Genomic DNA, 13,066 nt, shown 5'->3' with positions numbered 1-13,066 from the left:
CAACCTTCCCTCACGACGGCAAGAGCCGGCAAAAGGGGGATCATGCATGTTTCTGCTTCTTGCATTGCTGATTGGTGTCATTGCCGGGCTTCGCGCCATGACGGCGCCCGCCGCCGTCGCCTGGGGCGCAGCACTTGGATGGTTCGATGTCTCGCAGACGCCGCTTGCCTTCATGGGTTACCAATGGACGCCGTGGATCTTCACGCTTCTCGCCGTCGTCGAACTGATCACCGATCAGCTGCCATCGACGCCGTCGCGTAAGGTGCCGGTGCAATTCGGCGCCCGCATTGTCACGGGCGCGCTGGCCGGCGCCACGATCGGTGCCGCCAGCAGCCTGCTTTTCGGCGGGCTGATCGCCGGCGTGATCGGCGCCGTCATCGGCACATATGGTGGCGCCGCCATCCGCAGCAGGCTTGCCGCCTCCTTCGGCAAGGATCTGCCGGCCGCTCTCATCGAGGATGCCGTCGCCGTCATCGGCGCGGTGCTGATCGTGGGGGCCGTCGCATGAAAAGCTTCGACGCCATCGTTATCGGCGCCGGTCAGGCCGGCCCCTTTCTTGCCGCCAGGATGGTCGAAAAGGGCATGAAGGTGGCGCTGATCGAACGCAAGTTCCTCGGCGGCACCTGCGTCAATGCCGGCTGCATGCCGACGAAGACACTGGTCGCCAGCGCCCGCGCCGCTCATGTCGCAAGAAACGGCGCTGCTTACGGCGTCAATATCCCTGGCGAGATCGCCATCGACATGAAGGTGGTCAGGGCGCGCGCCGAAACCGTGACCATGAACGCCCGCAACGGCCTGATCGGCTGGTTCGCCGGCATGGACGGCATGACCGTGATCTACGGCCATGCCCGTTTCGAGGACCCAAAGACCGTCAGCGTCAACGGCGAGACGCTGACTGCGCCGCGCATCTTCCTCAATGTCGGAGCGCGGCCGGTCATCCCCGACCTGCCTGGGATCAACGATATTGATTACCTCACCAGCACCTCGATCATCCATCTCGACACGCTGCCACGGCATCTGGCCGTGATCGGCGGCAGTTATATCGGGCTGGAATTCGCACAGATGTATCGCCGCTTCGGCGCCGAAGTCAGCGTCATCGAGCACGGCCCGAAGCTCGCGTCGCGCGAGGACGAGGATATATCCGACGCGATCGCCGATGTCCTGCGCTCGGAGGGCATCGACATTCATACCGGCGTCAGCGACATCGCCTTTGCCAAGAGCAGCGACGGAATAACGGTCGCCACCGATTCAGCGAGGATCGATGCGAGCCATGTGCTGATTGCCACCGGCCGCAAGCCGAACACCGACGATCTCGGCCTCGATGCCGCCGGCGTCATCACCGACGGACGCGGCTTCATTACCGTCGACGACAGGCTTGTCACCAATGTCGACGGCATCTGGGCGCTTGGCGATTGCAACGGCCACGGCGCCTTCACCCACACCTCGTACAATGATTTCGAGATCGCCGCCGCCAATCTGCTCGACGGCGACGATCGCAAGGTGTCGAGCCGTATCCCGGCCTATGCGCTCTATATCGACCCGCCGCTTGGCCGTGTCGGCATGACGGAGAAGCAGGCGCGCGCCTCGGGACGAAGAATCATGATCTCGACCCGGCCGATGAGCCGCGTCGGCCGCGCCAACGAGCGCGGCGAGACCAAGGGCTTCATGAAGGTGATCGCCGACGCCGAGACCAAAAAAATCCTCGGTGCGGCGATCCTCGGTATCGAGGGCGACGAGGTGATCCACGGCATCATAGACGCGATGAATGCAGGAACAACCTATCCCGCCTTGCAATGGTCGGTGCCGATCCATCCGACGGTGTCGGAGCTGATCCCGACGCTGCTTGGGGATTTGAAGCCGGTTTAGCTGTAGAAACCCCGGGCCGAGGACAGCTGCGTGTCTATCGAACTGCTGATCGAGCACTACGGCCTGCTGGCGATATTTCTGGGCGCAGCCTTCGAAGGCGAAACAGCTGCCTTCCTCGGCGGCGTGATTTCTCACCGCGGGCTGCTGACCTATTGGTCGGCGTCGCTCGCGGCAACGGCGGGCTCCTTCGCCGGCGATCAGTTCTGGTTCTTCGCCGGCCGTTATGCGGCGCGATGGGGGCTGGTCCGGCGGCTGATGGAAACACCGGCGCTGGCGCGCGTAACCCGGCTTCTGGAAAGATATCCGACCGGCTTCATCCTTGCGTTTCGTTTTCTTGTGGGGTTGCGGACGATCAGCCCGATCGTCATCGGGACGACGCGAATACCGACCGGCAAATTCATCATCCTGAATGCCGTGGCCGCGCTGGTGTGGGGGCAGCTTTTCACGGCGCTCGGTTATCTCTTCGGGCACGGCATCCAACAGACATTGGGCCACCTTCCCCTTCATCGTCATCTGCTGATCGCAGTCGGAGCCGCGGCTGTCGTTGCAGGCGCGGCTCTTGCCTTTCGGAAGATAAAACTGAGTGCCAGGCACTCATAGCCGTATGGCGTCCTAGAACAGGATGATTTTAGGCCGGGTCGGCCTAAAATCTGAATCCTGTTCTAAATTTATATAATTGGAGCATGATGTTGTCCGAAAACCGATCACACTTTTCGGCATCATGCTCTAGTCCATCACGATCTGCAGCTTCACGTCGCTCGGCCGCGCCTCAACGGCGCGATCAAATGCCTTGATCGAATCTTCGAACTTAAAGGTCTCGGAAATCAGCGGCTTCAGATCCACTCTTCCCGAGCCGAGCAGCGCGATCGAGCGCTCATACTGGTGCGCGTAGCGGAACACCGTCTCGATGCGGATTTCCTTGGTGGATGCCGTCGAGACGTCGAAGCCGATCGGGTTGACCGGCAGGCCGACGACGACGATGACGCCGCCCGGGCGCGGCAGCGCCATGATGGTCTCCCAGGCCTTCGGCGAGCCGGAGCATTCGAAGACGACATCGGCGCCCCAGCCGTCGGTCAGCCGGGCAACCTCTTCGGCCAGGTTCTTCTCGCGGATATTCACCGGAATGACGCCTTGGTACTGTGCGGCGATATCGAGCTTCGGCTGGGCAAGATCGGCGACGATCGCGCGGGCGCAGCCGCCGGCAAGCGCCGCGATCGCCACCATAGTGCCGATCGGCCCAGCGCCGAGGACGACGGCAGTATCACCCGGCGTAATCTTCGCCTTGGTGGCCGCCTGCATGCCGACGGCGAAGGGTTCGACCATGGCGCCTTCGGCAAAGCTGACATTGTCGGGCAGCTTGAAGGTGTAGTTGGCGGGATGCACGACCTCGGGCGTCAGCACGCCGTGGATCGGCGGGGTCGCCCAGAAGGTGACTGCCGGGTCGATATTGTACATGCCGAGCCGGCTTGCCTTGGAATTCGGGTCGGGAATGCCGGGCTCCATGCAGACGCGGTCGCCGACTTTGAGATGCGTGACGCCGGCCCCGACCTCGATCACCGTGCCCGCCGCCTCGTGGCCGAGCACCATCGGCGCGTTGACGACGAAGGGGCCGATCTTGCCGTGGGTGTAATAATGCACGTCCGAACCGCACACGCCAACCGTGTGGATCCTGATCTTCACCTCGCCAGGGCCGGTTTCAAGCGGCAGATCGATATCGCGAAGCGCAAGCTCATGCTGGCGCTCGAGGACAAGCGCACGGACTTTGGTCATCGTCGGTTTCCTTCCCTAATGGCTTGCCCATGACTCCATCGGGCAGCGTCGAAGCCGACTATAAGGCCCGAAGCCTTCCCAATTCAACCGGATTGCGATGGCTTTTGCTCAACAAGTGAAAAAATGCTCAAGCAGATCTGCCGGAGGTTCAGAGCCCTGCCGAGGCCCGTCCGAAACTCGCCAGCCTGGTCCGATGGCGAGCGGCCGCGTAACGGCATTTATAAGATTTTTATATTGATGGCCTGTCGTCCGTCTCGAACCTTTATGCCCTTCGGCTCCATATTGATGGCCGAGAGATCGAAAAGATCATCTCCACGCCAGAAAGCATGAAAGGCGGCCTCCCAGCGCCCTTTGTCTTGTCTGACTCCAACAAGAACAACAGGAGTCACGATCATGATGGATATCATTCTACTCGGCACCGCGATCATATTCTTCGCGCTGTGCTTTGCCTACACCCGAGCCTGCGACAGGCTTTGACAGGAGAACCGACGATGACCTTCGATTATGTCTTGAGCGGTGCCGTAACCGTGTTTCTCACAGTTTACCTCACCTACGCTCTCCTTCGCCCGGAACGCTTCTAAAAGGAACTGGCGCTTCTGAGGTCGCGCATGCGCGACCGAGAAGCAGCCGGGTATTGAAAGTTACCCCAAATGACCCTCAACGGATGGCTTCAGATCCTGCTTTACTGCGGGATCGTCCTTGTGCTCGTCAAACCGCTCGGCGGTTACATGACGCGTGTCTTCAACGGCGAGCGCACTTTCCTGTCACCGGTCCTCGTTCCTATCGAACGGGGGCTTTACCGCATTGCCGGCACCAGCGAAGGCGAGGAGCAGCATTGGACCTCCTATGCCTTCGCCATGCTGATGTTCAGCCTGCTCGGCGTCATCGTGCTTTACGCGCTGCAACGCCTGCAGGCCGGCCTTCCCTATAATCCAGCCGGAATGGCAGCCGTCCCGCCCGAGCTTTCCTTCAACACCGCCGTCAGCTTCGTCAGCAATACCAACTGGCAGAATTACGGCGGCGAAAGCACAATGTCCTATCTGACCCAGATGGCCGGCTTCACGGTTCAGAACTTCGCCTCTGCGGCGACCGGCATCGCCATCGCGCTCGCCTTCATCCGCGCCTTCTCGCGCGCTTCGGGCAAGGCCGTCGGCAATTTCTGGGTCGATATGACCAGGGCCACCTTCTATGTGCTGCTGCCGATCTGCATCGTGCTGACACTGGTCTTCGTCTATCTCGGCGTGCCGCAGACGCTTGGCCCCTACGTCAATGCGACGACGCTCGAAGGCGCACAGCAGACGATCGCCGTCGGTCCCGTCGCCTCGCAACTTGCGATCAAGATGCTCGGCACCAACGGCGGCGGCTTCTTCAACGCCAATTCCGCCCATCCGTTCGAAAACCCCGATGCGATCTCCAACCTCATCCAGATGGTCTCGATCTTCGCAATCGGTGCGGCCCTCACCAATGTTTTCGGCCGCATGGTCGGCAATCAGCGCCAGGGCTGGGCGATCCTTGCCACGATGGGCATCCTGTTCACCGTCGGTGTCGGTGTCACCTATTGGGCAGAAGCCGCCGGCAACCCGCTGATGCATGCCTTTGGTCTTGGCGGCGGCAATATGGAAGGCAAGGAAGTCCGCTTCGGCGTCGCCCTATCCTCACTCTTTGCGGTCATCACCACGGCGGCCTCGTGCGGAGCGGTCAATGCGATGCACGGCAGCTTCACCGCACTCGGCGGCCTCGTTCCGCTGATCAACATGCAGCTCGGCGAAGTCATCGTCGGCGGTGTCGGCGCGGGTTTCTACGGCATCCTGCTGTTCATCATCGTCGCCGTCTTCGTCGCCGGCCTGATGGTCGGCCGCACGCCGGAATATCTCGGCAAGAAGATCGAGGCGAAGGAAATGAAGATGGCCGTTCTCGCCATCCTCTGCCTGCCGCTCGCCATGTTGGTCTTCACCGCGATCGCCACGGTGCTGCCTTCCGCCGTCGCCTCTATCGGCACTGCCGGCCCGCACGGCTTCTCCGAAATCCTCTACGCCTATACCTCGGCTGCGGCCAACAACGGCTCGGCTTTCGGCGGCCTGACGGGCAATACGCCCTGGTACAACGTGACACTCGGCATCGGCATGCTCGCCGGGCGCTTCCTGGTCATCATCCCGGCCCTTGCCATCGCCGGCTCGCTGATCGCCAAGAAGACAGTTCCGGCCTCGGCCGGCACCTTCCCGACGGACGGTCCGCTCTTCGTCGGCCTGCTTGTCGGCACGATCCTGATCGTCGGCGGCCTGACCTTCTTCCCGGCCTTGGCGCTCGGCCCCGTCGTCGAGCACCTGGTCATGATCGCCGGCCAGACCTTCTGAGGTGATGTCATGATCCTCCGTCACAGGCTTCGCAACGCCTTCCACCCTCGTTCCGGTGCGCCGGGACGAGGGAATGGCCCGAGACCCCAAGCCTCCGACATCATCCTGGTGATGATGGCAGGCCTCCTCGTCATCGCCGCCATCTTCAAAATCTTACAGGGCTGACCGGCTGCCGGTTCGCCATCCTCGTTTCAAAGCTGGAGTCTCTTATGAGCCAGGCAAAATCCGCGAGCGTCATGGATTCTCGCATCCTCATTCCGGCCGTGGGGGCCGCTTTCAAGAAGCTCAACCCCCGCGCGCTTGCCAGAAACCCGGTCATGTTCGTCGTGGCCACGGTCTCGGTGCTGACCACCGTTCTCTTCCTACGCGATCTGGTGGCGGGCAACGGCAATCTCGGCTTCTCGTTCCAGATCAATCTCTGGCTCTGGTTCACCGTGCTGTTTGCCAATTTCGCCGAAGCCGTCGCCGAAGGCCGCGGCAAGGCGCAGGCCGATTCGCTGCGCAAGGCGCGCACCGAAACCCAGGCCAAGCTGCTCACCGCCAATAACGGCAGCGGCTACCGCATGGTGCCGGGCACCAGCCTCAAGGTCGGTGATCTCGTGCTCGTCGAGGCCGGCGATATCATCCCGTCGGACGGTGAAGTCATCGAAGGTGTGGCCTCCGTCAATGAAGCGGCGATAACAGGCGAATCCGCCCCTGTTATCCGCGAATCCGGCGGCGATCGCTCGGCCGTGACCGGCGGCACGCAGGTGCTTTCCGACTGGATCCGCGTGCGCATCACCGCCGCTGCCGGCTCGACCTTCCTCGACCGGATGATTGCGCTCGTCGAAGGTGCGGAGCGCCAGAAGACGCCGAACGAGATCGCGCTCAACATCCTGCTTGCCGGCATGACGCTGATCTTCGTGCTTGCGACGGCGACGATCCCGAGCTTTGCCATCTATGCCGGCGGTTCGATCCCGATCATCGTGCTCGTCGCCCTCTTCGTCACTCTGATCCCGACGACGATCGGCGCGCTGCTCTCAGCAATCGGCATCGCCGGCATGGACCGCCTCGTCCGCTTCAACGTGCTCGCCATGTCCGGCCGCGCGGTCGAAGCCGCCGGCGACGTCGACACGCTGCTGCTCGACAAGACGGGCACGATCACGCTCGGCAATCGCCAGGCGACGACATTCCGCCCGGTTCGCGGCGTGTCCGAACAGGATCTCGCCGACGCCGCTCAGCTCGCCTCGCTTGCCGACGAAACGCCGGAAGGCCGCTCCATCGTCGTACTTGCCAAGGAGAAATATGCGATCCGCGGCCGCGACATGGCAAGCCTCAAGGCGACCTTCGTGCCCTTCACCGCCCAGACCCGCATGAGCGGCGTCGATCTCGAAGGCGCCTCGATCCGCAAGGGCGCGGTCGATGCCGTGCTGGCCTATGTCAACGGCGACCCATCCTCTAAAAACGGCAGCGAGGTCGTGCGCGAACTGCAGTCGATCGCCGACGAGGTCGCCAAGGCTGGCGGTACGCCGCTCGCCGTTGCCCGCGACGGCAAGCTGCTCGGCGTCATCCAGCTGAAGGACATCGTCAAGGGCGGCATCCGCGAGCGCTTCACCGAGCTTCGCCGGATGGGCATCCGCACCGTGATGATCACAGGCGACAACCCGCTGACGGCAGCCGCCATCGCCGCCGAGGCCGGCGTCGACGACTTCCTCGCCCAGGCAACGCCGGAGATGAAGCTGGCGCTGATGCGCGAGGAACAGTCGAAGGGCAAGCTCGTCGCCATGTGCGGCGACGGCACCAACGACGCGCCCGCACTTGCCCAGGCCGATGTCGGCGTTGCCATGAACACCGGCACGGTCGCTGCCCGCGAGGCCGGCAACATGGTCGATCTCGATAGCGATCCGACGAAGCTCATCGAGATCGTCGAGATCGGCAAGCAGTTGTTGATGACTCGCGGCGCGCTGACGACCTTCTCGATCGCCAACGACATCGCCAAGTATTTCGCCATCATCCCGGCGATGTTCCTGACCTTCTACCCGCAGCTCGGCGTGCTCAACATCATGGGGCTTTCGACGCCGCAAAGCGCCATCCTGTCGGCGATCATCTTCAACGCGCTGATCATCATCGCGCTGATCCCGCTGTCGCTGAAGGGTGTGCGCTACCGTCCGACCGGCGCCGGCGCGCTACTGTCGCGCAACCTGCTGATCTACGGCGTCGGCGGCATCATCGTCCCCTTCATCGGCATCAAAGCGATCGACATGGCTGTCGCTGCCCTCGGCCTTGCCTAACTGAACATTCGAAGGAGTAAGACAATGTTGAAAGAACTTCGTCCGGCGGTCGTCATGATCGTTGCCACCACCGCCATCACCGGCCTGCTTTATCCGCTCGCCATGACCGGTGCCGCCCAGGCCCTCTTCCCGACCCAGGCGAACGGCAGCCTGATCGAGAAGAACGGCCAGGTGATCGGCTCGACGCTGATCGGCCAGGCCTTCACCAGCGACAAATATTTCCACGGCCGCCCCTCGGCCGCCGGCGACGGCTACAATGCCGCCGCCTCCAGCGGCTCCAACCTCGGCCCGACCAGCCAGAAGCTGATCGACCGGGTCAAGGGCGACTATGAGGCCGCCAAGGCGGCAAACCCGAACGCGGAGGTGCCCGCCGACCTCGTCACCGCTTCGGGCAGCGGCCTCGATCCCCACATCTCGCCGGAGGCCGCCTATTTCCAGGTGGCGCGCGTCGCCAAGGCGCGAAGCCTGGATGAGGCCAAGGTCAAGGCACTGGTCGACGGCGCCGTTCAAGACCGCGAGCTCGGCATTCTCGGCGAACCTACAGTCAATGTTCTGGCGTTGAACCAGACCCTTGATGCTTCTATGACTGAGTAAAAGTGTGGTCGCGGCTTCTGTTTCGCTAGGGCGAGTTCGGCGAGAAAGCCAACCCTGCTCTCCGTCATCCTCGGCCTTGTGCCGAGGATCCATGCCACGGCCGTCGAAGGATGCGGTGTGGATGCTCGGGTCAAGCCCGAGCATGACGGAGAGAGGGAAGGCGGAAGAAGCCATTCACGGCACAAACGCCATGTCAGGAATACCATCCGCCAGCCAAACCAAACTGACTTGACGAGGAACTGGGCAGACATAGCGCCCGTCCTCGGCAGCCATCTGCAGAAAGACCATACGCATGCCAGACGACAACCGCGATCAGGCCGGCAGGCCATCGCCCGATGCGCTTCTCGAAAAAGCCCGGGCTGAAACGCGCGGCCGTCTGAAGATCTTTCTGGGTGCCGCCCCCGGCGTCGGCAAGACCTACGAGATGCTCGTCTCCGGCCGTGCCAAGATCGCCGACGGTCTCGATGTCATCATCGGCGTCGTCGAGACTCATGGCCGCAAGGAAACCGAAGCGCTCCTCACCGGCTTCGAGATCATCCCTCGTGTCGAAATCAGCTACAAGGGCCGGGCGCTTGAAGAAATGGACCTCGACGGCATCCTTGCCCGCCGGCCTGATCTCGTGCTGGTCGACGAACTCGCCCATACCAATGCCGAGGGCAGCCGCCATCCGAAGCGCTATCTCGACGTCAAGGAATTGCTCGATCGCGGCATCGATGTCTATACGACGCTGAACATCCAGCATGTCGAAAGCCTGAACGACGTCGTCTCGCAGATCACCCGCATCCGTGTGCGCGAGACGGTACCGGACTCGATCATCGACCTTGCCGATGACGTCGAGATCATAGACCTGACGCCGGATGATCTGATCAAGCGCCTGCATGACGGCAAGGTCTACATGCCGCGCACCGCCGAGCGGGCGCTGACCAACTACTTCACGCCGGGCAACCTGACGGCGCTCAGAGAACTTGCGCTGCGCAGGACCGCCCAGCGCGTCGACGACCAGTTGCTCACGCATATGCAGGCTCATGCCATATCAGGCCCCTGGGCGGCGGGCGAACGCGTTCTCGTCTCGGTCGATCACCATCCGCGCTCCGCCTCGCTGGTGCGTTATGCCGCCCGCATGGCCTCGCGGCTGCGCGCACCCTGGGCTGCCGTCTATATCGAGACCAACCGCTCGATCAATCTGACCGAAGCCGAGCGCGATATCGTCGCCGCCACGCTGCGCCTTGCCGAGCAACTCGGCGGCGAGGCGATCACCATCCCCGGCCGGGAAGTCGCCGAAGAGCTCGTCCGTCACGCCACCGCCAACAATGTCACCCATATCGTCATCGGCGCCCCGAAGAAGCCGACATGGCGCGACTGGTGGAGCCGCTCGATCACTGACGAGCTGATCCGCAAGACCGGCGAGATCAGCGTCCATGTCATTTCCGGCAGCGAGAAGGACGGCACCACCGCGCGCGGCGTCAGGGCGGCCGCCACCGCGCCGCCACTGGATTTCAGAGCCTACCTGCTGGCAACCTTTTATGTCGCCATCGCGCTCGGCGTCGGCGTCGTGCTCGACCAGGTGCTCGACGTGCGCAACCTCGCCCTCGTCTTCCTGATGGCGGTGCTGACCTCTGCCGTCGTCCACGGCCTGCGACCGGCCCTTTACAGCTGCATCCTCAGCGCGCTGTCCTTCAACTTCTTCTTCCTGCCGCCGCGCTACACGCTGACGATCAGCGATCCGGAAAGCGTGCTTGCGCTCTTCTTCTTCCTGGGTGTCGCCATCATCGCCAGCAACCTGACTGCAACTGTGCAGCGCCAGGCCGCCGCCGCCCGCCAGCGGGCGCGCACGACGGAAGACCTTTATCTCTTCTCGAAAAAGCTTGCCGGCACCGGCACGCTCGACGATGTGCTCTGGGCGACCGCCTTCCAGCTCGCCTCGATGCTGAAGGTCCGCGTCGTGCTGCTGCTGCCGGAAGAGGGCAGCATCGCCGTCAAGGCCGGTTATCCCCCTGATGATACGCTCGACGATGCCGATATCGCCGCCGCCCGCTGGGCCTGGGAGCACAATCACGCCGCCGGCCGCGGCGCCGATACCCTGCCCGGCGCCAAACGCCTCTATGTGCCGCTCCGAACCGGGCGCACCGCGGTCGGCGTCATCGGCCTCGACAGCGACCGCCGCGACGGACCGCTGCTGACGCCGGAGCAACAACGGCTGCTCGATGCGCTCGCCGACCAGGCGGCCCTTGCCATCGAACGCATCCAGCTTGTCGCCGATGTCGACCGGGCAAGACTTGCGGCCGAAGCCGACCGGTTGCGCTCGGCCCTGCTCACGTCGATTTCGCACGACCTGAAGACCCCGCTTGCCGCCATCCTCGGCGCCGCCGGCACGCTACGCGATTATTTCGCCTCGATGCCGGAGGAGGATCGCAGCGACCTGCTGTCGACCGTCGTCGATGAATCCGAACGCCTCAACCGTTTCATCGCCAACCTGCTCGACATGACCAAGATCGAATCCGGCGCGATGGAGCCGAACCACGCGCTGCATTATGCCGGCGACATCGTCGGCAGCGCGCTGCGCCGTGCCGCAAAGATCCTCGATCGCCACAAGGCCGAGATGAGCATTCCCGCCGACCTGCCGATGGTGCGCGTCGATCCTGTCCTGTTCGAGCAGGTGATCTTCAACCTGCTCGACAATGCCGCGAAATACGCGCCCGACGGATCGGTGATCCATATCGGCGGCTGGGCCGATGCCGACAACGTCATCGTGCAGGTCTCGGACGAAGGCCCGGGCATCCCGCCGGCCGATCTCACCCGCGTCTTCGACACCTTCTACCGCGTGCGCAAGGGCGATCAGGTACGCGCTGGCACCGGGCTTGGCCTTTCCATCTGCCGCGGTTTCATCGAAGCGATGGGCGGCACGATCACCGCCGGCAACCGGACGGGCCATCCGGGCGCCGTCTTCACCATCCGTCTGCCGAAACCCACCGACATTCCGAAACTGGATGAACTCAGATGACCGGTTCAGCCGTCAAAATCCTTGTCGTCGACGACGAGCCTCCGATCCGCAAGCTGCTCCGCGTCGGCCTGACCGCGCAGGGCTACGAGGTGCAGGAAGCGCCGAACGCCAGTGCTGCCCGTCAGTCGGTCGCCGACGTCATGCCCGACCTCATCGTGCTCGACCTCGGCCTGCCCGACACATCAGGCCACGACCTGCTGCAGGAGTGGCGCGACGAAGGGCTTTCCATGCCGGTCGTCATTCTCTCCAGCCGCACCGACGAGGCCGGTATCGTCAAGGCGCTGGAAAGCGGCGCCGACGATTACGTCACCAAGCCTTTCGGCATCAACGAGCTCGGCGCCCGCATCCGCGTGGCGTTGCGCCACCGCCTGCAGCAGCAGGGGGAAAAGGCGATCTTCCAGACCGGCGGGCTGTCGATCGATCTCGTCAAGCGCATCGTCAAGGTCGACGGCACGGAAATAAAGCTGTCGCCGAAGGAATACGACATCCTGCGCGTGCTCGCCCAGCATGCCGGCAAGGTGCTGACACACCAGTTTCTTCTAAAGCAGATATGGGGGCCGGCGGCTGATGTGCAGTATCTGCGCGTTTATGTCCGGCAGCTGCGGCAAAAAATCGAGCAGATTCCGGACCAGCCGCACTATATCACCACGGAGACCGGCGTCGGCTACCGGCTCAGGGAACCGGACTGACGTCCCTTCCCTCCTGCTGCCCGAACAGTATCGAGCCCGAACAGCATCGAGAATGACATGAACCTTCCCAACATCATCCGCCCGGAACACACCTTCATCGGCGTGTCGGTGCAGACCAAATGGCGCGCGCTGCAGACCATAGCCGACAAGGCCGCCAAGGCTTTCTCGGTCGACGGCCAGACCATCCTGAAGGCGCTGGAAGCGCGTGAGAAGCTCGGCTCGACGGGGATCGGCAACGGCATCGCCATCCCGCATGCGGCGATCGACGGCATGACCAGCCCGCGCGGCCTGCTCCTCCGCTTCGCCCAGCCGCTGGATTTCGAGGCGATCGACGATATCCCGACCGACATCGCCTTCGTGCTGCTCTTCGGGGAAAACAATCGCGGCGAATATCTGAACGTGCTTTCCGCCATCGCCAGGCGGCTGCAGTCGGACGGCGCGCTTGTCGCCATGCGCAAGGCAAGAACGGTCGACGAATTCTATTCCGATTTCATCGCCGATTCACGGGTGTGAGTCCAAATT

General features: G+C 63.2%; 12 protein-coding genes. 10 read left to right on the top strand and 2 right to left on the bottom strand.

From position 1 onward, the window contains the following. Window positions 1-46 precede the first annotated feature (46 nt). From HX899_RS18435 to HX899_RS18425, 3 genes are read left to right on the top strand one after another with little or no spacing between them, the layout of a single operon-like run. Complete coding sequence (locus tag HX899_RS18435) at window positions 47-508, top strand: DUF4126 family protein (RefSeq protein ID WP_138331345.1); 462 nt, start codon at window positions 47-49, stop codon at window positions 506-508. Continuing rightward, window positions 505-1,866 carry an FAD-containing oxidoreductase gene (locus HX899_RS18430; protein ID WP_181293037.1) on the top strand — a complete coding sequence of 454 codons (1,362 nt, stop codon included), beginning with the start codon at window positions 505-507 and terminating at the stop codon, window positions 1,864-1,866. The genes HX899_RS18435 and HX899_RS18430 overlap by 4 nt, the downstream gene beginning before the upstream one ends. 30 nt (window positions 1,867-1,896) lie before the next feature. Further along, entirely contained in the window at window positions 1,897-2,466 is a 570-nt protein-coding gene (locus HX899_RS18425; RefSeq protein WP_138331343.1) for a DedA family protein, read from the top strand. 126 nt (window positions 2,467-2,592) lie between these two features. Here the strand turns inward: HX899_RS18425 and HX899_RS18420 are convergent, their stop codons facing one another. Continuing rightward, the gene (locus HX899_RS18420; RefSeq protein ID WP_138331342.1) at window positions 2,593-3,636 is read right to left on the bottom strand and encodes an NAD(P)-dependent alcohol dehydrogenase; all 1,044 of its coding nucleotides are present in this window, start codon (window positions 3,634-3,636) and stop codon (window positions 2,593-2,595) included. A 218-nt stretch (window positions 3,637-3,854) separates the two neighbouring features. After that, window positions 3,855-4,031: a hypothetical protein gene (locus HX899_RS18415; protein ID WP_246697135.1), complete on the bottom strand. Its 177-nt coding sequence runs from the start codon at window positions 4,029-4,031 to the stop codon at window positions 3,855-3,857. A 96-nt stretch (window positions 4,032-4,127) separates the two neighbouring features. On the opposite strand from HX899_RS18415, the gene HX899_RS18410 reads away from it, so the two are divergent. The 7 genes from HX899_RS18410 to HX899_RS18380 all read left to right on the top strand — a co-directional run bounded on the left by HX899_RS18410 (window position 4,128) and on the right by HX899_RS18380 (window position 13,057). Then, the gene (locus HX899_RS18410) at window positions 4,128-4,217 is read left to right on the top strand and encodes a K(+)-transporting ATPase subunit F (RefSeq protein WP_181293036.1); all 90 of its coding nucleotides are present in this window, start codon (window positions 4,128-4,130) and stop codon (window positions 4,215-4,217) included. 69 nt (window positions 4,218-4,286) lie between these two features. Beyond that, window positions 4,287-5,990 (top strand): potassium-transporting ATPase subunit KdpA, encoded by a 1,704-nt coding sequence (gene kdpA / locus HX899_RS18405; protein ID WP_181293035.1) that lies wholly within the window; start codon window positions 4,287-4,289, stop codon window positions 5,988-5,990. A 209-nt stretch (window positions 5,991-6,199) separates the two neighbouring features. Further along, window positions 6,200-8,260 carry a potassium-transporting ATPase subunit KdpB gene (gene kdpB, locus HX899_RS18400; RefSeq protein ID WP_171598038.1) on the top strand — a complete coding sequence of 687 codons (2,061 nt, stop codon included), beginning with the start codon at window positions 6,200-6,202 and terminating at the stop codon, window positions 8,258-8,260. 24 nt (window positions 8,261-8,284) lie between these two features. After that, window positions 8,285-8,854, top strand: coding sequence for a potassium-transporting ATPase subunit KdpC (gene kdpC, locus HX899_RS18395; RefSeq protein WP_181293034.1), 570 nt, complete (start codon window positions 8,285-8,287; stop codon window positions 8,852-8,854). A 292-nt stretch (window positions 8,855-9,146) separates the two neighbouring features. Beyond that, a complete protein-coding gene (locus tag HX899_RS18390) occupies window positions 9,147-11,855 on the top strand; it encodes a sensor histidine kinase KdpD (protein WP_181293033.1) in 2,709 nt (902 codons plus the stop codon). Then, window positions 11,852-12,544 carry a response regulator transcription factor gene (locus tag HX899_RS18385; RefSeq protein WP_181293032.1) on the top strand — a complete coding sequence of 231 codons (693 nt, stop codon included), beginning with the start codon at window positions 11,852-11,854 and terminating at the stop codon, window positions 12,542-12,544. Before HX899_RS18390 ends, HX899_RS18385 begins: the two co-directional genes overlap by 4 nt. A gap of 57 nt (window positions 12,545-12,601) precedes the next feature. Further along, window positions 12,602-13,057 (top strand): PTS sugar transporter subunit IIA, encoded by a 456-nt coding sequence (locus HX899_RS18380; protein ID WP_171598042.1) that lies wholly within the window; start codon window positions 12,602-12,604, stop codon window positions 13,055-13,057. Window positions 13,058-13,066: the final 9 nt, after the last annotated feature.

It is taken from the genome of Rhizobium sp. WYCCWR 11146 (assembly GCF_013591995.1).
Classification (GTDB): domain Bacteria; phylum Pseudomonadota; class Alphaproteobacteria; order Rhizobiales; family Rhizobiaceae; genus Rhizobium; species Rhizobium indicum.
The sequence above is the reverse complement of the archived record's forward strand: the minus strand, read 5'-3'. Positions and strand labels throughout refer to the sequence as shown.

Coding starts and splice junctions, on each gene's coding strand:
- HX899_RS18435 (WP_138331345.1), top strand. CDS start 47: ATGTTTCTGCTTCTTGCATTGCTGATTGGTGTCATTGCCGGGCTTCGC.
- HX899_RS18430 (WP_181293037.1), top strand. CDS start 505: ATGAAAAGCTTCGACGCCATCGTTATCGGCGCCGGTCAGGCCGGCCCC.
- HX899_RS18420 (WP_138331342.1), bottom strand. CDS start 3,636: ATGACCAAAGTCCGTGCGCTTGTCCTCGAGCGCCAGCATGAGCTTGCG.
- HX899_RS18415 (WP_246697135.1), bottom strand. CDS start 4,031: ATGATCGTGACTCCTGTTGTTCTTGTTGGAGTCAGACAAGACAAAGGG.
- HX899_RS18410 (WP_181293036.1), top strand. CDS start 4,128: ATGACCTTCGATTATGTCTTGAGCGGTGCCGTAACCGTGTTTCTCACA.
- kdpA (WP_181293035.1), top strand. CDS start 4,287: ATGACCCTCAACGGATGGCTTCAGATCCTGCTTTACTGCGGGATCGTC.
- kdpB (WP_171598038.1), top strand. CDS start 6,200: ATGAGCCAGGCAAAATCCGCGAGCGTCATGGATTCTCGCATCCTCATT.
- kdpC (WP_181293034.1), top strand. CDS start 8,285: ATGTTGAAAGAACTTCGTCCGGCGGTCGTCATGATCGTTGCCACCACC.
- HX899_RS18390 (WP_181293033.1), top strand. CDS start 9,147: ATGCCAGACGACAACCGCGATCAGGCCGGCAGGCCATCGCCCGATGCG.
- HX899_RS18385 (WP_181293032.1), top strand. CDS start 11,852: ATGACCGGTTCAGCCGTCAAAATCCTTGTCGTCGACGACGAGCCTCCG.
- HX899_RS18380 (WP_171598042.1), top strand. CDS start 12,602: ATGAACCTTCCCAACATCATCCGCCCGGAACACACCTTCATCGGCGTG.